This window comes from Pseudonocardia sp. N23 (assembly GCF_002583555.1).
Taxonomy (GTDB): domain Bacteria; phylum Actinomycetota; class Actinomycetes; order Mycobacteriales; family Pseudonocardiaceae; genus Pseudonocardia.
In genome coordinates this window covers 1-20233 of record NZ_BEGX01000047.1, presented here as the reverse complement: position 1 = coordinate 20233, position 20233 = coordinate 1, and the positions used below count along the sequence as shown (strand labels likewise).

Genomic DNA, 20233 nt, shown 5'->3' with positions numbered 1-20233 from the left:
GAGCCGCTCAGCCCACCACTCCCGCCGCCCGCAGGACGGCCATCTCGTCCGCGTCGATCCCCAGCTCGGCCAGCAGCGCGTCACCGTGCTCGCCGGGCCGGGGCCGCGGTGGCGGCAGCGTCGCGGGGGTGCCGTCGAACCGGGGCGCGGGCGCGGGCTGGACCAGGCCCTCACGGGTGACGATCGTGGCCCGCGCGACGAGGTGCGGGTCGGCGGCCGCCTCGGCGCGGTTCAGGACCGGGGCGAAGCAGGTCTCGGCACCGGCGAACACGTCGCACCACTCGTCGCGGGTGCGGGCGCGGAAGATCACCCCGATCCGGTCCCGCAGCGCCGGCCACGACGCCTGGTCCATCTGGTCGGGCAGGTCCGCGCCGGCGAGGCCGATCCGGTCCAGGAACACCGCGTAGAACTGCGGCTCCAGTGCGCCGACGGCGACGTGGCGGTCGTCGGCGGTGGCGTAGACGCCGTAGAAGTGGGCGCCGCCGTCGACCATGTTGGTGCCGCGCGGGCCCCACTCGTCCCGCGCGAGGTAGGGCGCCATCAGCAGGGCGGCGCCGTCGACCATCGCGGCGTCGACGACCTGGCCACGCCCGGTCGCGCGCGCCGAGACGATGCCGCACACCAGGCCGAAGGCGAGGAGCATCCCGCCACCGCCGAAGTCACCGACGAGGTTGAGCGGCAACACCGGGTCACCACCGGCGGGGCCGATCGAGTCGAGGACGCCGGTCCGCGCGATGTAGGTGACGTCGTGGCCGACGGTCGGGGCGAGCGGGCCGGTCTGGCCCCAGCCCGTCATCCGGCCGTAGACGAGAGCGGGGTTGCGGGCGAGGCACGGCGCGGGGCCGACGCCGAGCCGTTCCGCGACGCCGGGCCGGAACCCCTCCATGAGTGCGTCGGCACCGGCGACGAGGTCGAGCACGATGCCGACACCGCGCGGGTCCTTGAGGTTCACCGCGATGCTGCGCCTGCCGCGTTCGATGACCTCGCTGAGCTCGGTGGACGCGGCGACCTCGTGGTCGCGGGTCACCCGGTCGACACGGATCACGTCCGCGCCCATGTCGGCGAGCATCATGCCTGCGAACGGCGCCGGTCCGAGCCCCGCGAGCTCGACGACGCGTACTCCGGAGAGAGGTCCCGTCACGTCCGGAAGTCAAACCGGACTCGACGTCGACGTCAAGTTTGTTCGAAGTTGACGTCAGAATCAGTTAATCGTACGGTGGAGACCGAGGGGGGAGGCCGGCGATGACCGACACCGTGCTGGTCGAGACACGCGACCGGGTCCGGCTCGTGACCCTGAACCGCCCGGACCGCTACAACGCGATGACCGACGAGCTGCTCGGAGACCTGCTCACCGCACTCGAGGACGCCGCGGCCGACGACGCGATCGGTGCCGTCGTCGTCACCGGGGCCGGCAAGGCCTTCTGCGCCGGCGGCGACCTCGGCGCGATCGGCGACTTCCGCCCCGACCTGAGCCTCGACGAACGTACCGCCGCCCTGAGCGCCCTGCAGCGCGCGAGCCTGCTGCTCCACGACATGCCCAAGGCCACGATCGCCGCCGTCAACGGCCCCTGCGCCGGTGCCGGACTCGCGCTCGCGTGTGCTGCGGACCTGCGCTTCGCCACCCGCACCGCCGTGTTCAAGACGTCGTTCCTCGGCGTGCAGCTCACCGGCGACTTCGGCGGCACCTGGTCGCTGCCGCGCATCGTCGGCTGGGGCCGCGCGCGGGAGCTGTACCTGCTCGACGAACGCATCGACGCCTCACGTGCCTCCGCCATGGGCCTCGTGTCGGATGAGATCCACGACGGCGACGGGTTCCTCGACGCCGTCCTCACCCGCGCCCGTGCACTGGCTGCCGCACCCGCCGGCACCGTCGCCGGCATCAAGGCCAACTTCACCGACGGCGAGACCGCCGACTTCGCCACCGCCCTCGACGGCGAGGCTGCCCGCCAGGTGCGGGCCGTCCAGGCGGCGATCGACCGGGCCGGTGGTACGACGTGAGCGCCGCCGTCGACCACACATCCACCACCGCCCGGCCCGACCCGCTCGCCCGGCTCGCCGACCTCTGCGACCCCGGGACCCTGCACGACGTCGCGTCCGTCGACGGGCTGGTCGCCGGCCGCGGGCGCCTCGACGGCGTCCCGGCCCGGGTCTTCGCCACCGACCCGCGCGTGCAGGGCGGCGCGCTCGGCCGCGACGGCTGCGCGCTCGTCGTCGCTACCTACGACGCCGCGCTCGCCGCCGGCGACCCCGTCGTCGGCATCTGGCAGTCCGGTGGCGCCCGGCTCCGCGAAGGCGCAGGCAGCCTCGACGCCATCGGCCGCATCTTCCGAGTCATGACGCTCGCCAGCGGGAGGATCGCGCAGGTCAGCGTCGTCCTCGGGCCGTCGGCGGGCGGTGCGGCCTACGGGCCCGCGCTCACCGACGTCGTCGTCACCGGGCCAGACGCTCGGGTGTTCGTCACCGGACCCGACGTCGTCCGCAGCGTCACCGGCGAAGACGTCGACTCGCTCTCCCTCGGCGGGCCACAGGTGCACGCCCGCCACTCCGGGGTCGCCCACGTCGCCGCCCCCGACGACGACGCCGCCTGCGCCATCGCGCGCGAGGTCGTCGGGCTCCTCGCCGACCGGCACCGGCTCGCGCCGACCCTCCGCCGAGCGGTCGACCCGGCGTCGCTCATGCCGTCCTCGTCACGGAGGGCGTACGACGTGCGGCCCGTCGTCGACGCCTTGCTCGACGGACCCGCCCGCGAGCTCGCCCCGCGCTGGGCACCCAACATCGTCACAGCGCTCGGCCGCATCGCCGGCCGGTCGGTCGGCGTGCTGGCCAACAACCCGCTGCGCCTCGGCGGATGCCTCACCGCACCGTCGTCGGACAAGGCGGCGCGGTTCGTCCGCACCTGCGACAGCCTCGGCGTTCCGCTGGTCGTGCTCGTCGACGTCCCCGGATACCTGCCCGGCGCCGCCCAGGAGCTCGACGGGGTGGTCCGCCGCGGCGCGAAGCTGTTGCACGCCTTCGCCGCCGCTCGGGTTCCGCGGGTCACGGTCGTCACCCGCAAGGCCTACGGTGGCGCCTACATCGCGATGAACAGCACGTCGCTCGGCGCCACCCGGGTGTTCGCGTGGCCCGACGCGATCGTCGACGTCATGAACCCGGTCGCGGCTGTTCGTATCCTGAACCGCCGCGACCTCGCCGGGCTCACCGGCACCGACCGCGAGGATGCCGAGGCGACGCTGGCCGACGCGCACACCCGGCAGACCGGTGGGCTCGCCGAGGCGGTCGCCGCCGGGTACGTCGACGAGATCGTGTCGCCGACCGCCACACGCGACGCGATCGCCGCGACCCTCGCCGCCACCGACCCCGAGGTCCGTGGCCGACCCGGGAACATCCCGCTGTGACCGCGCCGGGCCTCCCGACCGCCTCCACCGACGACGGTCTGACCCCCCGCGGCAGGCGCACCCGCGACACCCTCGTCGACGCGGCCAAGGACATCTTCGAACGCGACGGCTTCGGCGCCCGGATCACCGACATCGCCGAGCACGCGGGCGTCGCGCACGGCACCTTCTACACCTACTTCGACTCCAAGGAGGAGATCTTCCTGGCCGTGAGCCAGGAGCTCCTCGAGGAGTTCTTCCCCGCCGGGCACACCCGGCCGCCGCAGGCACGCGACGCCTGGACCGCGATCGAGAACGCCAACCGGCAGTACCTCGAGGCCTACCTGCGCCACGGCCGGCTCATGGTGCTGTGGGAGGAGATGCCCGGTGTCAGCCCCGGCCTCTCCGACCTGATCGACGACGCCCGCGCCACCGTCATCGACCGCACCCGGCGCGCCATCCTGCGCCTGCAGGACGACGGCCGCGCCGACACGGGCGTCGACGCCCGCTATGCCGCGCACGCCCTCGGCGGCATGGTCAACCGTTTCGCCTACAGCTGGGTCGCCACGGCCGCAGGCTTCGACCTCGACACCGCCGTCACCCAGCTCAGCCTGTTGTGGGCCAACGCCTTGCGCGTGCCCGCCCCTCGACCGGAACGGAGGCCACGATGACGCCGTCGCCGGAGGCGACTCTCGTGGAGTTCACCGATGCTGCCCGCGCGTGGCTCGCCGGGCACGCCGCACCGCGGCGCCCCGGCGACGACCGCGGGGCCGACGTCGCGGTCTTCCACGACCTGGCCCCCGACCGTGAACGTGCGTTGATCGACGGCATCCGTGACTGGCAGCGCACCAAGTTCGACGCCGGCTACGGCGCCCTGACCTGGCCTGTCGAGGCCGGGGGCGCAGGGTTGAGCGACCGGCACGCCGAGGCGTTCGGCGAGCTGGAGGCGGGGTTCGACGTCCCCGGCCAGCACGAGCTGACCTCGGTGAGCGTGTCGCTGATCGCGCCGACCGTGCAGATGTTCGGCACCCTCGAGCAGAAGGAGCGGCTCGTCCGCGGGCTGCTGCGTCTCGACGAGCTGGCCTGCCAGCTGTTCTCCGAGCCCTCGGCCGGATCGGACCTCGCCGGCCTCGCCACCCGCGCGGTCCGTGACGGTGACGACTGGGTCGTGACGGGGCAGAAGGTGTGGAGCTCCGGCGCCCAGTTCGCGGGCTGGGGTGAGCTGATCGCCCGCACCGACCCTGATGTCGCGAAACACAAGGGGCTCACCGCGTTCCTGCTGCCGATGGACACCCCGGGTGTCGACGTGCGGCCGCTGCGGCAGATGTCGGGCGGGTCGTCGTTCTGCGAGGTGTTCCTCGACGAGGTCCGGATCCCCGACTCACTGCGGCTCGGTGAGGTCGGTGAGGGCTGGACGGTCGCGCTCGCGACGCTCGGCTTCGAGCGCGGCCACTCCGGGTCCGAGGCCCGCGTCGGCGGCGGGTTCACGCAGCTCCTGGCCGCCGCGGAACGGCTGGACCGTACCGGCGACCCGGACGTCCGACGGCTGCTCGCCGACGTCTGGGTCCACGAGAAGCTCGCCTCGGTCGCCGCACAGCGCGACCGGGAGGCCCGGCTCGCCGGCGCCGCTCCCGGCCCGATCGGGTCACTGCGCAAGCTCTCGTGGGCCCAGGGGCTGACGCTGGTCTCCGAGGCGGCGTCGACGATCCTCGGCAACGAGCTCGTCGCCGACAGCGGCTCCGGTCTCTTCGGCTGGACCGAGCACGTCCTCGGTGCCCCCGGCTATCGCATCGCCGGCGGCTCCGACGAGGTCCAGCGCACGATCATCGGCGAGCGCCTGCTCGGCCTGCCGCCCGAGCCGCGCGGCGATCGCGGCGTCCCGTGGAAGGAGATCCCGCGATGACCCGTCCTCGCGATCGACCGCAGCCCCGATCCGTCGCCGAGGCCGTCGCCGCCGCGCGGGCCGTGGACAGGCCGATGGCCGGGCGGATCGCCCTGGTCACCGGTGGCTCCCGCGGTCTCGGCCGGGAGATCGCCATCGCCTTCGCCGCCGCGGGTGCCGACGTCGCCGTCGTCAGCCGCAAGAAGGACGCGTGCGAGGCCCTCGCGGAGGAGCTCGCCGACGCCACCGGGCAGAAGGTCACCGCCCACGGCGCGCACGTCGCCGACTGGGACCGTGTCGACACCCTGCTCGACGAGGTCGAGGCCGAGCTCGGCGTCGTCGACGTGCTCGTCAACAACGCCGGGGTGGCGCCCGTCTACCCCAGCCTCGACGACGTCACCGAGCTGCTGTGGGACAAGGTCATCGGGGTGAACCTGAAGGGACCCTTCCGGTTCATGGCCGCCGCCGGCAAGCGCATGCTCGCAGCGGGTGGGGGCGCGATGCTCAACATCAGCTCGATCGCCTCGATCCGGCCCACCCGGAGCGACCTGCCGTACGCCGCCGCGAAGGCCGGGCTCAACGTCCTCACCAAGGGGTTCGCCCAGGAGTACGGCCCCACCGTGCGCGTCAACACGATCCTCGCGGGGCCGTTCTTCACCGACATCGCCGCGGGCTGGGACATGGACTTCTTCGAACGCCTCACCGCCGACTGGCCACAGAGCCGCGGCGGTGCCCCCGCCGAGATCGTCGGCGCCGCGCTGTACCTCTGCGGCCCGACTGCCGGCTTCACCACCGGCACGCTGCTCGCCGTCGACGGCGGCGGGACGGCCGCCCCATGACCCTTTCCGGAGGTCCCTTGTCCCGCACGGTCGACGACTCGCTGTTCACCTCCGATGGGACGGCCCTGCTCGGCAGCCGCTGCGACGACTGTGGCGCCCACACCTTCCCGCGGCAGGGCGGGTGTCCGCGCTGCACCGGGGCGTCGATGACCGACGTCGCGCTCGCCCGGGAGGGCACCCTCTGGTCGTTCACCGTCCAGGGTTTCCGGCCCAAGACGCCGTACCAGGGCCCCGACGAGTTCGAGCCCTACGGCGTCGGCTACGTCGAGCTGCCCGGACAGCTGATCGTCGAGGCCAGGCTCACCGAGAACGACCCCGACCGGCTGGAGATCGGCATGCCCGTCCGCATGGAGATGGTGCCGTTCCGGACCGACGACGCGGGTGAGCCCGTCCTCACGTTCGCGTTCACGCCGGTGGGCCGGTCGTGAGCGCCCCCGCCGTCGCGATCATCGGGATCGGCATCCACCCCTTCGGCCGGACCGACGGGGTCTCCGGCCGGGCGCAGGCCGTGCACGCCGTGCGCTTAGCCCTCGCCGACTCCGGCCTCGGCTTCGGCGACATGCAGTTCGGCTTCGGCGGCAGCTGGTCGGCCGGCGACCCGGACACGCTCGTCTCCGAGCTGGGCCTGACCAGCCTGCCGTTCATCAACGTCGCCAACGGCTGCGCCACCGGCGGCAGCTCCTTGATCAGCGCTGACGCCATGATTCGGGCGGGCCTGCACGACATCGGGCTCGTCGTCGGCTTCGACAAGCACCCCCGCGGCGCCTTCAACACCGATCCCGCCTCACACGGCATCGGCGCCTGGTACGGGGAGACCGGCCTGATGCTGACGACCCAGTTCTTCGGCCTCAAGATCCAGCGCTACCTGCACACCCACGGCATGGGCACCGACGTGCTCGCCGCGATCGCGGAGAAGGCGTTCCGCAACGGCGCACTCAACCCCAATGCGTGGCGGCGCAAGGAGATCAGCGCGTCAGAGATCGCCGCCGCCCCGATGATCAGCCACCCGCTGACGCAGTACATGTACTGCTCGCCGGGGGAGGGCGCCGTCGCGTTCGTCGTGTGCCGGGCCGACCGGGCTCGTGACCACTGCGAGAACCCCGTCTATCTGAGTGGTGCCGCCCTGCGGTCGCGGCGCTACGGCTCGTTCGAGGTGTTCAGCCCCTGGCTGGCCGTCGACGCCGCGCAGAGCCCCACCGTCGACGCCGCGGCCGCCGCGTTCGCGCAGGCCGGGCTCACCCCCGCCGACGTCGACGTCGCCCAGCTCCAGGACACCGAGTCCGGCGCCGAGCTGATGCACATGGCCGAGACGGGGCTGTGCGAGCACGGTGCCCAGGAGGAGCTGATCTCCTCGGGCGCCACCGGCATCACGGGGAGCCTGCCGATCAACACCGACGGCGGCTGCATCGCCAATGGCGAACCCATCGGCGCCTCCGGGCTGCGGCAGGTCTACGAGACGGCCCTGCAGCTGCGCGGCGAGGCGGGCGACCACCAGGTTCCCGGCGATCCCCGCGTCGGTTTCACCCACGTCTACGGTGCACCCGGCATCTCCGCGTGCACCGTGCTGACCCGCTGAGAGGCACGCACATGGGCTGGGACTTCGAGACCGACCCGGACGTCCAGCGGGAGCTGGACTGGGTCGACGAGTTCGTCCGCACCGAGGTCGAACCCGTCGACCAGGTGATCGAGCACGCCTGGAACGTCAAGGACCCGGCGCGCAACGCGTTGGTCGAGCCGCTGCAGAAGGTCGTCCGCGAGCGGGGTCTGTGGGCCTGCCACCTCGGCCCGGAGCTGGGTGGCAAGGGATACGGCCAGCTCCGGCTGGCGCTGCTCAACGAGCAGCTCGGCCGGTCGCACTCCGCGCCGGTCGTGTTCGGCTGCCAGGCGCCCGACTCGGGCAATGCGGAGATCCTCGCCCATTACGGCACGGACCACCTGAAGAAGACCTATCTCGAACCGCTGGTCGCGAACGAGATCGTGTCGTGCTTCTCGATGACCGAGCCGCACGGCGGATCCGACCCCACCGGGTTCCGCACCACCGCGGTCCTCGACGGCGACGACTGGGTCATCAACGGCGAGAAGTGGTTCTCCAGCCACGCCCTGTTCGCCGACTTCCTGATCGTCATGGCCGTCACCGAGCCCGACGCGGCGCGGCACAGGTCGATGTCGATGTTCGTCGTGCCCGCCGACACCCCCGGCGTCGAACGCGTCCGCGACGTCTCCGTGTGGGGGCACGAGGAGTCGGTCGGCACCCACCAGTACCTGCGCTACACCGACGTCCGCGTCCCCGCCGAGAACCTCCTCGGCGAACGCGGCGCCGGGTTCGCCGTCGCCCAGACCCGCCTCGGCGGCGGCCGCATCCACCACGCCATGCGCACGGTCGGGCTCGTCACCTCCGCCTTCGAGCTGATGAAGCGCCGCGCCGTGTCCCGCGCCACCAAGGGCGAACGGCTCGCCGACAAGCAGCTCGTCCAGCAGATGATCGCCGACACCTGGATCCAGATCGAGCAGTTCCGGCTGCTCGTCCTGCGCACGGCGTGGCGCATCGACCGCTACAACGACTACCGCAAGGTCCGCGCCGACATCTCCGCCGTCAAGGCCGCCATGCCTCAGGTGCTGCTCGACGCCTCCTCGCGCGCCATCCAGATCCACGGCTCACTGGGCATCTCCACCGAGCTGCCCTTCGGCAAGTGGGTCATGGAGTCCTTCCACATGGGGCTCGCCGACGGCGCCACCGAGGTCCACAAGGTCAACCTCGCCCAAGCCCTGCTGCGCGGCACCGAACCCGACGACGGCCTGTTCCCGCCCTACATCCGCCCCACCTTGCGCGCCGCGGCCCACGACCGGTTCGCCGACGTCCTGGCCGCCGCGGACGACGACTGACGGGAGAGATCGCATGCGATTCACGCCCGACTCCGACGCCGAGGACCTCCGCGCCACCGTCCGCGCCTTCCTCGACAAGCACCTGCCCGTCGACGTCGTGTTCGCCGAGCTGCGCGGCGACCGCGGCTGGGACCCCGCCGTGTGGCGGCGGTTCGCCGGCGAGCTCGGCGTCGTCGCCCTCGATGTACCGGAGGAGCTCGGCGGTGCGGGCGCCGGCATCCGCGAGCTCGCCGTCGTCGCCGAGGAGCTCGGGCGGGTCCCGTCGCGGCTGCCGTGGTTCTCCACCGCCGTCCTCGGCGTCGGCGTGCTGACGGCCTGCGACGACGCCGGCGACCTGCTGCCCGGCCTGCTCACCGGCGACACCACCGCCACCCTCGCGTACCTCGAGGACCCCGCGGGCTGGGACCCCGCCGCCGTCGCGACCGTCGCCGAGCCCGGTGCCGACAGCTGGCGGCTCACCGGCACGAAGACCCTCGTCGTCGAGGGGGCGACGGCGGACCTGCTGCTCGTCGTCGCCCGTGCCGGGGACGAGCTCGGCCTGTTCGCCGTGCACAGCATCGCCGGCGGCCTGACCCGCACGCCGCTCGACGCGCTCGACCTCAACCGCCAGCTCGCCCGCATCGACATGGCCCGGGTCGCGGCCCGTCGCATCGCCGTCGGCCGCGACCTCGCCGCGCTGGTCGCCGGGGTGCTCGACCGTGCCGTTGTCGCGCTCGCGGCCGAACAGCTCGGAGGCGCCGCCGCCGCGCTCGACGCGTCCGTCGCCTATGCCGCGGAGCGTCTGCAGTTCGGCCGGCCCATCGGCACGTTCCAGGCGATCAAGCACCGCTGCGCCGACATGGCCCTCCAGGTCGAGGCCGCGCGATCCGCCGTCGCCTGGGCGACCGCGTGCGCTGACGAGGCGCCCGAGGACCTGCCCGCGGCCGTCGCGGTCGCGGGCATGACCTGCGGCGCGGCCTACCGCTGGGTCGCGGGGGAGAACGTCCAGGTGCACGGGGGGATCGGATTCACCTGGGAGCACCCGGCGCACCTGCACCTCAGGCGCGCCGCCACCGATGCCGTGCTGTTCGGCGACGAGGCCGCGCACCGGGAACGGCTGCTCGCCGCGACAGGCGTCACCAAGCGGGGGGCTTGCTGAAGGCAGAAAGAGAGCGGACGACGGGATTCGAACCCGCGACCCTCACCTTGGCAAGGTGATGCGCTACCAGCTGCGCTACGTCCGCGTACCGGCCGTCACTGCCGGAGGCACAACGGTAGCCGACGCGATGATCACGCCGGCCACCGGTGCCCGACTCAGACGACGGCGCCGTCCGCGCGCCGCGCCGGCGGAGTCGGCCTGCTCTTCGGTCGCGGTCTGCGAGCTCCACGTCCGCGCTCGCCGAAGCGACGCTGCAGGACGATCGTCAACGGCACCGCGACCGTCACCGTCGACACCGTGCCCGCGAGGATGCCCAGGATCAGCGCCAGCGCGAAGTCCGCGAGGGTCTCCCCACCCAGTAGCAACAACGCGGCCAGGATCACGAGCGTCGACAGGCCCGTGTTCACGGTGCGTGGCAACGTCGACAGCACCGCCGACCCCGCCACGCGATGGAACGGCTCCGTGCGTCGTGTGGTCCGCTCCGCCCGCACCCGGTCGAACACCACCACCGAGTCGTTCACCGTGTATCCGATGACGGTCAGCAGCGCAGCGACGAACACCCCGTCGATCGTGCGGCCCGTCCACGAGAACCAGCCGACGACGACCGCCACGTTCGCCATCAACGCCGCCACCGCGCCCGCGCCGTACGTCCAGCGGAAGCGCACCGCCAGGTAGATCAGCTGCGCCGCCAACGCCACACCCAGCGCGATCAACGCACCCCGCGCCAGCTCCGCCCCCAGGCTCGGCCCGATCAGCTCGTCCTGCTCCACCTCGGCGCCGCCGCCCGCCACGGCCAGAGCCTCCCGCAGCGCGGACACGTCAGCATCCAAGATGTCGTTGCCGCGCACCGCGATCCCCCCGTCGCCCGTCGTCTGGACGGGGAGCCCGGCGAGCCCCGCGTCGGCCACGGCGGCGCGGGCAGCGTCGGCATCGACCGGGTTCGTCGTCAGGAACTCGACCGACCGGCCGCCCGTGAACTCCACACCCAGGTCGAGCCCACGCACCGCGAGACCCGCCAGCGCCGCCAGCACGACCACCGCCGACGCGGCCAGCAATCGTCCCGCCTTCTGCAGCAGGTCGGGGTTCACCTTCTCCAGCCGGGCGCGGACCGGCCCGATCGACGCCAGCCCCGTCCAACCCGGGTGCGCGCGGACCACCTTGCGACGCAACAGCCAGACCGTCAGCAGCCGCGACAGCACGAGCGCCGAGAACAGCGACACCACCACACCGAGCGTCAGCGTCACCCCGAACCCGCGCACCGGACCCGACGCCAGCCAGAACAGCAGCGCGCCCGCGAGCAGCGTCGTCACCGCCGAGTCGACCACCGCCGTGAACGCGCCCTTGTACCCACGTTCCGACGCCCGCTCCAGCCGTGGCCGTTTCGCGTACTCCTCGCGCGCACGCTCCGCGACGAGCACGTTCGCGTCGACGGCCATCCCGATCGCCAGCACGAACCCCGCCAGGCCCGGCAACGTCAACGTCGCCCCCAGCGCGATCAACCCGGCGTAGGCCACCAACGCGTAACCCGCCAGCGCCGCGACCGCCACCAGCCCCGCGAGCCGGTACGCCACCAGCAGGAAGACGCCGGTCAGTGCCGTCCCGACCAACGCGGCCAGCACGCTCGCCTCGATCGCCGACGCACCCAGCGTGGGGCCGACGGTCCGCTGCTCGATGATCTCCACCGGCACCGGCAGGGCGCCGCCCTGGATCAGGATCGCCAGCTCGGAGGCCTGCTCCTGACTGAACGACCCGCTGATCTGCGTGCTCCCGCCCAGCATGCCGACGCCACAGCCGATCGACGGATCCAGCTGCGGCGACGAGATCACCTGCGAGTCCAGCACGATCGCGATCCGCCGCGCCGGGTCCCCGGCCGGTGCGCACGCCGTCTGCGCGGTCAGCTGCCGCCAGCGGTCGCCGCCGGCCCCCGAGAACGAGACGTCGACGACCGAGCCGATCACCCCCTGCGTCCCCGCCGCCGACCGCGCCGACTCGACGTCCTCGCCCACCAGGGCAGGCGGCCCGACGAGGATCGGCGAACCCGAGTCGTCGAGGATCTCCTGGCTGTCCGCCGTCGGCGCGTTCAGCACCGGGCGGATCGTCAGCTGCGCGGTGCGGCCCAGCACCTCCGCGGCCTCCGCCGGGTCCTGCAGACCCGGCAGCTCCACGACGATCCGCTTCTCGCCCGACCGGTTCAGCGACGGCTCCGCGACCCCGAGACCGTCGACCCGGCCACGCAACACCTCCAGCACCCGGTCGGTGGCCTCGGAGCCGGCCGTGATGCCCGGCGCGTCCCGGGTCTCCAGGACGATCTGCGTGCCGCCGCGCAGGTCGAGGCCGAGTGTGGGGGAGCCTGTCGAGGCGATGGCGGCCGAGCCACCGACGACGGCGAGCGCTGCGAGAGCGCGCGCGACCAAGGGACGTTTCACCAGGGACCTTCAGGGGAGCCCGCACGACGGCGGGGTGACGGGACGGGGACGGCTCAGACCGTCGACACCGGAGGCCCACGCTCACATCGCGGCGACCACGTCGCGACCGGCTCCGCCGTCGCGACCTCGGAACCGCAGCCCCACATCACCGAGGGACGTGGGACCGGCGCCGACCGCGTCGCGACGGCCGGGACCGCCGACCACCCCGTCGTCGTCGCAGCAGCAGTCGAGCGCAGGAAGGACGCCTCGGCGGCTCCCGTCCGGCGCGTTCCCGAGTCCGCCCGCGCCGGCACCGCGCTCCCGGCTGCCCGCGGCGCACCGTCGCCCACCTGATGTGCGCGTGCCGACACCGGACCCACCGGCACCAGCAACGCCACCAGCAGCGCCAGCAGCACGGGCCACCGCTGCGGGACACGCGCGGCGACGCGGGGCACGGCACTCCTCGGATCGGGGGACCACGCCACGGTACCGGCGTTCCGTCACCGACTGTCCGGTTCGTCCACCCGCCCGTGGATGTGCAGCCGATGTGGAAGGGTCCGCACGTCTTGCGGTGACGACGGCGGCGACGCACGGTGGGGGAGCGGTCGAGGAGCGTCGGTGAGCCGCCCGCGTCCCAGGGACGCGCGGGAACGGCCGAGGTTGCGTCGACTTCAGACCAACCTGCTGCGCCGCACAGCCCAACTTCCGAAAAGGCCGTAACGGCCCATCTGTGTTCAACGCTGGGGAGATCAAGGAGATACGGCTCCCCGCTGTGTATCTCCAGCTTATGCAGATGTTGCGACGTCCGGCACCCCGACCGGTCGTCTTCGTGCTGGAAGGACTGGACTTGAACAAGAACCTGCTCCGGGGCGCCTACGTCGCCGCCATGTCGGGCGGTTTGCTGCTGCTGGCGAACACCGCCGCCAACGCCGCTGAGAACCACGACGGTGGAAACGCCGCTGAAGCCGGGCAAACGTCCACCGACGACAGCAAGAAGGACAGCCAGCGCGGCAAGAAGGACGACCGAGCTCCCAAGGGCGGCACAACCACCCCCGGAACCGGGCTCCCCGGCTTCCCCGGAGTGCCGAGCATTCCCAGCACCCCGAGCACCCCGAGCGCTCCGACGATCCCGACGTTGCCGAACGTCCCGACGCTGCTGACCCTTCCGGGCCTCCCGAACAACCAGCACCAGGGCACCCCGTCGGGCACCAGCGGTCACAACAACCACAGCGATGGTCCGCGTACTGGTGGCAACCACAGCGATGGTCCGCGTACTGGTGGCAACCACAGCGATGGTCCGCGTACTGGTGGCAACCACAATGACGGCCCTCGCGCCGGTAGCGGCCAGCACGGCAGCAACGGCCAGCAGGGCCCGCGCGGAGGCCACCAGCACGGCGATCCCCGTGGTGGCAACCAGGGCGGCGTGAACAACGGCCACGGCCCGCAGCGGGGCCACGGCCAGCAGTGCGGCTGCGGCGGCAACCACCGCGGCAACGACCACCGCGGCAACGACCACCGCGGCAACGACCACCGCGGCAACGACCACCGCGACAACGACCACCGCGACAACGACCACCGCGACAACGACCACCGCGGCAACGACCACCGCGGCAACGACCACCGCGACGGCCGCGGGAACGAGCGGGATCGTGACCGGGGCGAGCACCGCCACGGCGACCGTGATCGCGGCGACCACCGCCACGGCGATCGCGACCGCGTGCAGCACCGCGGCCACCACCACGGCAACGACAGCCGCGTCCATGACGCGCGCTGGGACCGCGGCGGTGACCCGCGTGGCGGCCATGACCGCGACCGCGACCGCGATGACTGGCAGTACGCCGGCTGGAATCGCGGCGGTGACTGCGACGACGACGTGGCTCCGGTCCGCGGCAGTGACCGCAACGACCGTGACCGCGGCGACCGCGGCGGTTGGATCGGTGACCGTGGAGACCGTGGAGACCGCGGAGACCGCGACAACAACGGCAACGACCGCGGCAGCCGGGGCGACAACCGGCCGAGTGGCAACAACAATCCCACCCGGCCCTCGTTCGACGTCGACGGTTTCGTCAACAACGTCCTGAACACCAGCCTGAACCTCGCTGGTCTGCGCCGCTGACCCTCGCACCATCCGACCGACAACGGGCCCCCGCCTCCTTTCGAGGCGGGGGCCGTGTCGTGTCCCCGGTCAGCGCACGATGCGGTAGCGGAGGTGCGTTGCCCAGGGAGAGACGATGACATCGGTGCGCTCGAGGTCGATGTCCCGGACGAAGCCCTCGAAGAGCCGGGTGCCCCCGCCGAGCACGAGCGGCGCGAGGGACACGACCAGCTCGTCGGCGTACCCGACCGCCAGCGCCTGCCGGATGGTCTCGGCGCCACCCATGACGCACACGTCGCGGTCGCCGGCCGTGTCCTGCGCGCGCTCGAAGGCGGCCCGGAAGCCGTCGACGAAGGTGAAGCCTTGCTCGGCGGCGGGCTGCTCGTGCGGTCGGCGGGTCACGACGAAAAGTGGCCGGTCCCACGGGTTGCGGCCGCCCCACGTTCCGGCGGCGTCGTAGGTGTTGCGCCCGCAGACGACGGCGCCGAGGCCTGCCATGGCGTCGTCGAGGAAGGCGCGGTCGACGGGGTCGGGTTCGCCCGTGGGTTCGGCGTCGTAGGTCCAGGGCCCGCCGAAGACCCAGTGGTGCAGGCGTTCCCCGCCGGTGCCGAGACCGTTGCCGGGCCCGTCGTCGGGTCCGGTGACGTACCCGTCGACGGACGTGCTGATCGTGGCGACGACCTTGCCCATGATGTTCCCCTTCGCTCGTAGTCAGAGGTCAGACGGCACGGCGCGCCGGAACTCATCGGTCGGGCGCGGGCCTGACATCCGTCACGGGAGCCTGGTGACGGGCGGCATCGGGTTCCGACGCGGCTGCGCCGCAGGATCGGTGTCATGAACGACGAGGCGAACGCGCCCGCCCAGCTGCGGCACGTGATCACGTTGCTGTTGGTGAATGGCGCGGAACACCGCAACGGCGTCGTGACAAGGGGGTTGGCCCCCGCCGCGCAGTGGGGTCGGGCCCGCGGCTTCGTAGGGCCTGCTCGGTCGAGCCGGCGGGCCGCCGGAGGCATCCTGTTCATGCACGGCAGAGCAACCGGGAACACCACGAACTCGCCGTCACCGTGGGTCATGGGGGCATTCACGGTGGCGGCGTCACGACGAGGCGCCCGCCGGACGACGACCGGCGGGCGGCTCGTCTACGTCGCGGGTCCGCAGCAGGCGCAGCCGTCGCCACATCCGCTGTGCGGGGTCGACGCGGGTGCGCAGCAGAGGTCGCCGCGCCAGGCGTTGCGCGCCTCGCGCAGCGCGAGCGCGGCGAGGACGAGGCCTGCGGCAGGATCGGCCCACCACCAGCCGAGCGTCGAGTTGAGCAGCAGTCCGACGAGTACCGCTGCGGACAGATAGGTGCACAGCAGGGTCTGGCGGGAGTCGGCGACGGCGCTGGACGAGCCGAGCTCGCGGCCCGCGCGGCGTTGCGCCCACGACAGGAACGGCATGATCACAACGCTCAGCGCGACGAGCGCGATCCCGACCGACGAATGTTCGGCGGCCGAGGCCCCGAGGAGCCCGCGAATCGACTCGGCGGTCACGTAGCAGGCGAGCGCCACGAACGAGCCGGCGACGACGCGGAGGGCGACGCGTTCGCGCCGTGCCGGGTCCGGAGCGGAGAACTGCCAGGCGACGGCGGCGGCGGAGCTGACCTCGATGACCGAGTCGAGCCCGAACCCGATGAGCGCGATGGAGCCGGCCACGGTGCCCGCGGTGATCGCGACGACGGCCTCGACGACGTTGTAGGAGATCGTCGCGGCGACCAGCAGCCGGATGCGGCGGACGAGGACGGCGCGGCGCGCGTCGGGCAGGACGGTCACGTCCCGACCACCGGGGTCTGTCCGCCGTAGACGGGACAGAGGGCGACGGCCTCGCCGGTTCCGGCGAGCAGCCTCTCGGCGGTGCGCAGCAGGTCGACGAGCTCGGGCCGGGTCAGGGAGTAGAACGACTGCCTGCCCTGGGTGCGGTAGTCGACGAGTCGGCAGTCGCGCAGGCAGGCCAGGTGCGAGGAGACCGTGGACTGGGGGAGGCCGAGCAGGCGGGTGAGGTCGACGACCCGCGCCTCGCCCTCCGCGAGACGCGTCAGGACCGCCAGCCGGGTGGGGTCGCCGAGGGACCGGAAGAGCGCCACGGCGGGGGTCAGGTCCGTCGGGCAGCAGGCGGTCGGAGGTTTCATCGACACACGCCGATGATACCGGCTGCATCCGATGATCGGAACCCGTCCGTCGACGCGCACGATGGCCGTATGACCGACGCCCTGGCGACGCCGTACCTCGCCGTCGACCTCGACGTGCTGTCCCGCAACATCGAACGCACCGCGGGATGGGCCCGGGAGCACGGGCTGCGGCTGCGCCCGCATGCGAAGACGCACAAGAGCCCGGAGATCGCGCGTCGCCAGATCGAGTCCGGGGCGGTCGGCCTCACCGTGGCGACGGTCGCCGAGGGCGAGATCTTCTGCCGCGCGGGCGCCACCGACCTGTTCGTCGCCTATCCGGTGTGGGCCGCCGGCGAGCGCGGAGCCAGGCTGCGAGCCCTGGCCCAACGGGTCGCGCTCCGCGTCGGGGTGGACTCGGTCGAAGGGGCGCAACATCTCGGGATCGCGTTGGCGGGGACGTCGGCGACGGTGATGGTGGAGGTCGACTGCGGGATGCGACGCACCGGCGTCCCGGCCGGGGAGGCCTTCGAGGTGGCACGCGCGGCGGACCGGGCCGGTGTGCGCGTCGCCGGGGTGTTCACGTTCCCCGGGCACGGCTACGCCCCGGGCGCGGCGGCCCGGGCCGCCGTGGAGGAGGCAGCGGCATTGGCCGAGGCGGCGGAACTGCTGCGCACCAACGGATTCGCTGACATCGAGGTCAGTGGTGGGTCCACGCCGACGCTCGCTCATTCCGACGCCACCGTGCTCACCGAGGTCCGCCCCGGGGTGTCGGTGTTCAACGACGCCCAGCAGGTCGAGCTCGGCACGTGCGGCTGGGAGGACGTGGCGCTGACGGCGGTGGGGACGGTGGTGTCGCGCGGTGGCGGCCGGTTCGTCCTGGATGCCGGGGCCAAGGTGCTGGGCGCCGACCGTCCCGGGTGGGCGACGGGCGCCGGGAGGGTCCCGTCGATGCCCGACGCCCGGGTCGTCCTGCTGTCGGAGCACCACGCCGTCGTCGAGGTCCCCGCCGGGGCGGTGTTGCCCGAGCTGGGTGAACGCGTCGCGGTCGCACCCAACCACGTGTGCGCGGCGGCGAATCTGGCCCGCGAGTACGTCGTGACCGTGGCGGGTCGGGTCACCCGTTGGCCGGTCACCGCGGCGGGCGCGAACACGTGAGCCTCGTCCGAACGCGCGGTGAAGCCGGACCTCAGGCGGAGTCGCCGACGACGACCCGCACGACGTTGGCGACCTCCGCGAGGTCGCGCGTCCCCGCCCCCACCCCGATCGCGTGCGGCACCATGCGCGGCATCGGCCCCCACGAGGTCACGGCGGCGGCGAGCAGCGCCGCGCCGGTCGGCGTGCACATCTCCCGCGGCGACGGACCCGCGAAGCACGGTGCACCCGCCGCACGCAGGACCTCCAGCGTCGCCGGCGCCGGGATCGGTACCAGGCCATGGCTGCCGCGGCTCGTCCCGCTGCCCAGCGCGACGGCGCTCGCGTGCACGGTGTCGAGCCCGAGCAGGTGCAGGGCCGTCGCCACCCCGACGACGTCGGCGATCGCGTCCAGGGCGCCGACCTCGTGGAAGTGCACGTCTTCAGGGGTGGTGCGGTGCACCCGGGCCTCGGCCTCGGCGAGCCGGGCGAAGGCGTCGTGGGCGAGCGAGGCGACGGGCTCCGGAAGCCCCGCCGCGTCGAGGACGAGCCGCACCGCCTTCCACGTCCGGTGCTCCGGGTCCGGTGCGGTCTCGACGTCGACCTTCACCGCGCCGATCCCGTGCCGCTCGACATCGTTGCGACGCAACGTGATCGGCTCGACGCCCAGCCTCGCGACGTGCTCGGCGACGACGGCGAGATCGGCCCCCGCGTCGACCAGGGCGGCCAGCAGCATGTCGCCGGCGGCGCCCGCCGCGCAGTCGAACCACCCGATCCGCGTGGGGTTCGTCGGCACGTTCAGCTCACGACCCGGACCGTCAACGGGTACCGGAACTCCTCGCCGTTGGCGGCCTTGATCGTCCCCAGGACGACGAACACCAGATAGAAGATGCCGTAGAGCGGGAGCAGCACGAACCCGATCAGGACGAACAGCAGCAGCGCGAAGACGATCGTCAGGACGAAGGCGTTGAGCTGGAAGTTCAACGACTCCACGGCGTGCCTGCGCACGAACGGCGACACGTTGCCGCGCGCGAGCAGGACGACCAGCGGTGCGACGAGGCCCAGCGCGAACCAGGCCGTCACGATGCTGCCCACATGCGCCGCCATCGCCCAGTTCCGGTCCTCGGCCGTGACGGGAACGGGTCGGCTGCGCGGGTCCCAGGAGTCGGCCGGTGGTGGAACGGTCATGTCCCCATTGAAACAGTTTCCGCCGGTCCGGACGGGTGGATCCGGTCCACCGCAGGGGCTGGCGCGCGGACCCGACGGGAGAGAGGGTGAACGCAGGGATCACGACGACCGATCGTGACCGGCGGCGCGGACGGGAGCTCGATGACCGAGGACCAGGGGCCCACGAGCCCTGTTGCAGTGGTGACGGGTGCGGGATCGGGCATCGGGCGCGTCGTCGCCCGGGCGTTCCTCGGAGCGGGCTACCGCGTCGCGGTGACGGGGCGCAGGCGCGACCGCCTCGAGGAGGCGGTCGACGGTGCCGACGCCCTGGTCGTCCCGGCCGACGTCGGTGACCCGGACTCCGTCGACGAGCTCTTCGCCGCGGTCCGGGAGCGTTGGGGACGGGTGGACGTCCTGTTCAACAACGCGGGCACGTTCGGTCCGGCCGCCTCCCCCGACGAGGTCCCGGTCGACGCCTGGCTCGACGCCGTGCGCACCAACCTCACGGGGACCTTCCTCTGTGCACGTGCTGCGTTCGCGACGATGCGCGCCCAGGATCCGCAGGGTGGGCGGATCATCAACAACGGGTCGATCTCTGCGCACGTGCCCCGGCCGTGGAGTGCGGCGTACACGGCGACGAAGCACGGTGTCACCGGGCTGACGAAGTCGCTGTCCCTGGACGGACGGCCCTACGGCATCGCCTGCGGGCAGATCGACATCGGGAACGCGGCCACCGACATGACCGCCGGCTTCTCCGCCGGGGCCAGGCAGGCCGACGGCACCACCGCACCGGAGGCGACCTTCGACGTCCGGCACGTCGCCGACGCCGTCCTCTACATGGCAGGCCTACCGCTCGAGGCCAACGTCCAGTTCCTGACGATCGCGGCCCGCACGATGCCCTTCATCGGACGCGGCTGAACGAATTTTTCGCGTCCTCCGGGCCTCTGACCTGCGGTGACATGATCATGGCCGGCCCGAAGGTGGCGGAGATCGATGATCTTGGACGTGACCTGGGTCATGAAGTGCCGCGAAACGGGGCCGAAATGGGCTCGTCCTCGCAGGTCAGAGGATGTTTAGGGGGGCGATTTGCACCCGCTGTAGGGGCCCGTGTAACTTTCTCTTTGTCAGCGAGACGCCGGACAGAACGGGCCCCACGGGGAACGGTCACCAGGCCCG

At 72.7% G+C, this 20233-nt stretch carries 20 protein-coding genes and 1 tRNA gene; 12 read left to right on the top strand and 9 right to left on the bottom strand.

The window, feature by feature from the left end; genetic code table 11:
- Positions 1-7 precede the first annotated feature (7 nt).
- Positions 8-1141: a CaiB/BaiF CoA-transferase family protein gene (locus tag TOK_RS12720; RefSeq protein ID WP_098958059.1), complete on the bottom strand. Its 1134-nt coding sequence runs from the start codon at positions 1139-1141 to the stop codon at positions 8-10.
- A gap of 101 nt (positions 1142-1242) precedes the next feature.
- Here TOK_RS12720 and TOK_RS12715 point away from each other — a divergent pair, with 101 nt between their 5' ends.
- The 9 genes from TOK_RS12715 to TOK_RS12675 are packed head-to-tail and all read left to right on the top strand — an operon-like array spanning position 1243 to position 10113.
- Positions 1243-1998 carry an enoyl-CoA hydratase/isomerase family protein gene (locus TOK_RS12715; protein ID WP_098958058.1) on the top strand — a complete coding sequence of 252 codons (756 nt, stop codon included), beginning with the start codon at positions 1243-1245 and terminating at the stop codon, positions 1996-1998.
- Positions 1995-3395, top strand: a complete 1401-nt coding sequence (locus TOK_RS12710; protein ID WP_098958057.1) for an acyl-CoA carboxylase subunit beta — start codon at positions 1995-1997, stop codon at positions 3393-3395. Before TOK_RS12715 ends, TOK_RS12710 begins: the two co-directional genes overlap by 4 nt.
- Positions 3392-4042 (top strand): TetR/AcrR family transcriptional regulator, encoded by a 651-nt coding sequence (locus TOK_RS12705; RefSeq protein ID WP_253258355.1) that lies wholly within the window; start codon positions 3392-3394, stop codon positions 4040-4042. Before TOK_RS12710 ends, TOK_RS12705 begins: the two co-directional genes overlap by 4 nt.
- Positions 4039-5274, top strand: a complete 1236-nt coding sequence (locus TOK_RS12700; protein ID WP_098958056.1) for an acyl-CoA dehydrogenase family protein — start codon at positions 4039-4041, stop codon at positions 5272-5274. Before TOK_RS12705 ends, TOK_RS12700 begins: the two co-directional genes overlap by 4 nt.
- Positions 5271-6092 (top strand): SDR family NAD(P)-dependent oxidoreductase, encoded by an 822-nt coding sequence (locus TOK_RS12695; protein WP_098958055.1) that lies wholly within the window; start codon positions 5271-5273, stop codon positions 6090-6092. Before TOK_RS12700 ends, TOK_RS12695 begins: the two co-directional genes overlap by 4 nt.
- A gap of 17 nt (positions 6093-6109) precedes the next feature.
- A complete protein-coding gene (locus TOK_RS12690; RefSeq protein ID WP_253258354.1) occupies positions 6110-6520 on the top strand; it encodes a Zn-ribbon domain-containing OB-fold protein in 411 nt (136 codons plus the stop codon).
- Positions 6517-7668 (top strand): thiolase family protein, encoded by a 1152-nt coding sequence (locus TOK_RS12685; RefSeq protein WP_098958053.1) that lies wholly within the window; start codon positions 6517-6519, stop codon positions 7666-7668. The genes TOK_RS12690 and TOK_RS12685 overlap by 4 nt, the downstream gene beginning before the upstream one ends.
- 11 nt (positions 7669-7679) lie before the next feature.
- Positions 7680-8975: an acyl-CoA dehydrogenase family protein gene (locus TOK_RS12680; RefSeq protein ID WP_098958052.1), complete on the top strand. Its 1296-nt coding sequence runs from the start codon at positions 7680-7682 to the stop codon at positions 8973-8975.
- 13 nt (positions 8976-8988) lie between these two features.
- A complete protein-coding gene (locus tag TOK_RS12675) occupies positions 8989-10113 on the top strand; it encodes an acyl-CoA dehydrogenase family protein (protein WP_098958051.1) in 1125 nt (374 codons plus the stop codon).
- A 12-nt stretch (positions 10114-10125) separates the two neighbouring features.
- Here TOK_RS12675 and TOK_RS12670 read toward each other — a convergent pair.
- The 3 genes from TOK_RS12670 to TOK_RS12660 form a co-directional block, all read right to left on the bottom strand.
- Positions 10126-10198: transfer RNA gene (locus TOK_RS12670), tRNA-Gly, on the bottom strand.
- Positions 10199-10268: 70 nt separating this feature from the next.
- Positions 10269-12539 carry a protein translocase subunit SecD gene (secD, locus tag TOK_RS12665; protein WP_253258352.1) on the bottom strand — a complete coding sequence of 757 codons (2271 nt, stop codon included), beginning with the start codon at positions 12537-12539 and terminating at the stop codon, positions 10269-10271.
- A gap of 53 nt (positions 12540-12592) precedes the next feature.
- The gene (locus TOK_RS12660; protein WP_098958049.1) at positions 12593-12973 is read right to left on the bottom strand and encodes a hypothetical protein; all 381 of its coding nucleotides are present in this window, start codon (positions 12971-12973) and stop codon (positions 12593-12595) included.
- A gap of 392 nt (positions 12974-13365) precedes the next feature.
- Here TOK_RS12660 and TOK_RS12655 point away from each other — a divergent pair, with 392 nt between their 5' ends.
- Complete coding sequence (locus tag TOK_RS12655; protein WP_141566370.1) at positions 13366-14634, top strand: hypothetical protein; 1269 nt, start codon at positions 13366-13368, stop codon at positions 14632-14634.
- Positions 14635-14703: 69 nt separating this feature from the next.
- On the opposite strand, the gene TOK_RS12650 is transcribed toward TOK_RS12655, so the two are convergent.
- The 3 genes from TOK_RS12650 to TOK_RS12640 all read right to left on the bottom strand — a co-directional run bounded on the left by TOK_RS12650 (position 14704) and on the right by TOK_RS12640 (position 16780).
- Positions 14704-15303, bottom strand: coding sequence for a dihydrofolate reductase family protein (locus tag TOK_RS12650; protein ID WP_098958047.1), 600 nt, complete (start codon positions 15301-15303; stop codon positions 14704-14706).
- Positions 15304-15752: 449 nt separating this feature from the next.
- Positions 15753-16424 (bottom strand): cation transporter, encoded by a 672-nt coding sequence (locus TOK_RS12645; protein WP_098958046.1) that lies wholly within the window; start codon positions 16422-16424, stop codon positions 15753-15755.
- Positions 16421-16780, bottom strand: a complete 360-nt coding sequence (locus TOK_RS12640) for a helix-turn-helix transcriptional regulator (RefSeq protein ID WP_098958091.1) — start codon at positions 16778-16780, stop codon at positions 16421-16423. Before TOK_RS12640 ends, TOK_RS12645 begins: the two co-directional genes overlap by 4 nt.
- Before the next feature lie 69 nt (positions 16781-16849).
- Between TOK_RS12640 and TOK_RS12635 the strand changes: the two genes are divergently transcribed.
- Positions 16850-17914 carry an alanine racemase gene (locus tag TOK_RS12635; RefSeq protein ID WP_172457550.1) on the top strand — a complete coding sequence of 355 codons (1065 nt, stop codon included), beginning with the start codon at positions 16850-16852 and terminating at the stop codon, positions 17912-17914.
- A gap of 31 nt (positions 17915-17945) precedes the next feature.
- On the opposite strand, the gene TOK_RS12630 is transcribed toward TOK_RS12635, so the two are convergent.
- On the bottom strand, positions 17946-18686 hold the full coding sequence (locus TOK_RS12630; protein WP_098958044.1) for a LarC family nickel insertion protein: 741 nt from the start codon (positions 18684-18686) through the stop codon (positions 17946-17948).
- 2 nt (positions 18687-18688) lie between these two features.
- Positions 18689-19078 (bottom strand): DUF4870 domain-containing protein, encoded by a 390-nt coding sequence (locus tag TOK_RS12625; RefSeq protein ID WP_253258351.1) that lies wholly within the window; start codon positions 19076-19078, stop codon positions 18689-18691.
- Positions 19079-19219: 141 nt separating this feature from the next.
- On the opposite strand from TOK_RS12625, the gene TOK_RS12620 reads away from it, so the two are divergent.
- A complete protein-coding gene (locus TOK_RS12620; protein ID WP_098958089.1) occupies positions 19220-19975 on the top strand; it encodes an SDR family oxidoreductase in 756 nt (251 codons plus the stop codon).
- The last annotated feature ends 258 nt before the right edge of the window (positions 19976-20233 follow it).

Excerpts from the sequence above, each read along its gene's own strand:
- TOK_RS12640 (WP_098958091.1), bottom strand. The coding sequence starts at position 16,780 with ATGAAACCTCCGACCGCCTGCTGCCCGACGGACCTGACCCCCGCCGTG.
- TOK_RS12695 (WP_098958055.1), top strand. The coding sequence starts at position 5,271 with ATGACCCGTCCTCGCGATCGACCGCAGCCCCGATCCGTCGCCGAGGCC.
- TOK_RS12680 (WP_098958052.1), top strand. The coding sequence starts at position 7,680 with ATGGGCTGGGACTTCGAGACCGACCCGGACGTCCAGCGGGAGCTGGAC.
- TOK_RS12620 (WP_098958089.1), top strand. The coding sequence starts at position 19,220 with ATGACCGAGGACCAGGGGCCCACGAGCCCTGTTGCAGTGGTGACGGGT.
- TOK_RS12650 (WP_098958047.1), bottom strand. The coding sequence starts at position 15,303 with ATGGGCAAGGTCGTCGCCACGATCAGCACGTCCGTCGACGGGTACGTC.
- TOK_RS12715 (WP_098958058.1), top strand. The coding sequence starts at position 1,243 with ATGACCGACACCGTGCTGGTCGAGACACGCGACCGGGTCCGGCTCGTG.
- TOK_RS12700 (WP_098958056.1), top strand. The coding sequence starts at position 4,039 with ATGACGCCGTCGCCGGAGGCGACTCTCGTGGAGTTCACCGATGCTGCC.
- TOK_RS12635 (WP_172457550.1), top strand. The coding sequence starts at position 16,850 with ATGACCGACGCCCTGGCGACGCCGTACCTCGCCGTCGACCTCGACGTG.
- TOK_RS12675 (WP_098958051.1), top strand. The coding sequence starts at position 8,989 with ATGCGATTCACGCCCGACTCCGACGCCGAGGACCTCCGCGCCACCGTC.
- TOK_RS12625 (WP_253258351.1), bottom strand. The coding sequence starts at position 19,078 with ATGACCGTTCCACCACCGGCCGACTCCTGGGACCCGCGCAGCCGACCC.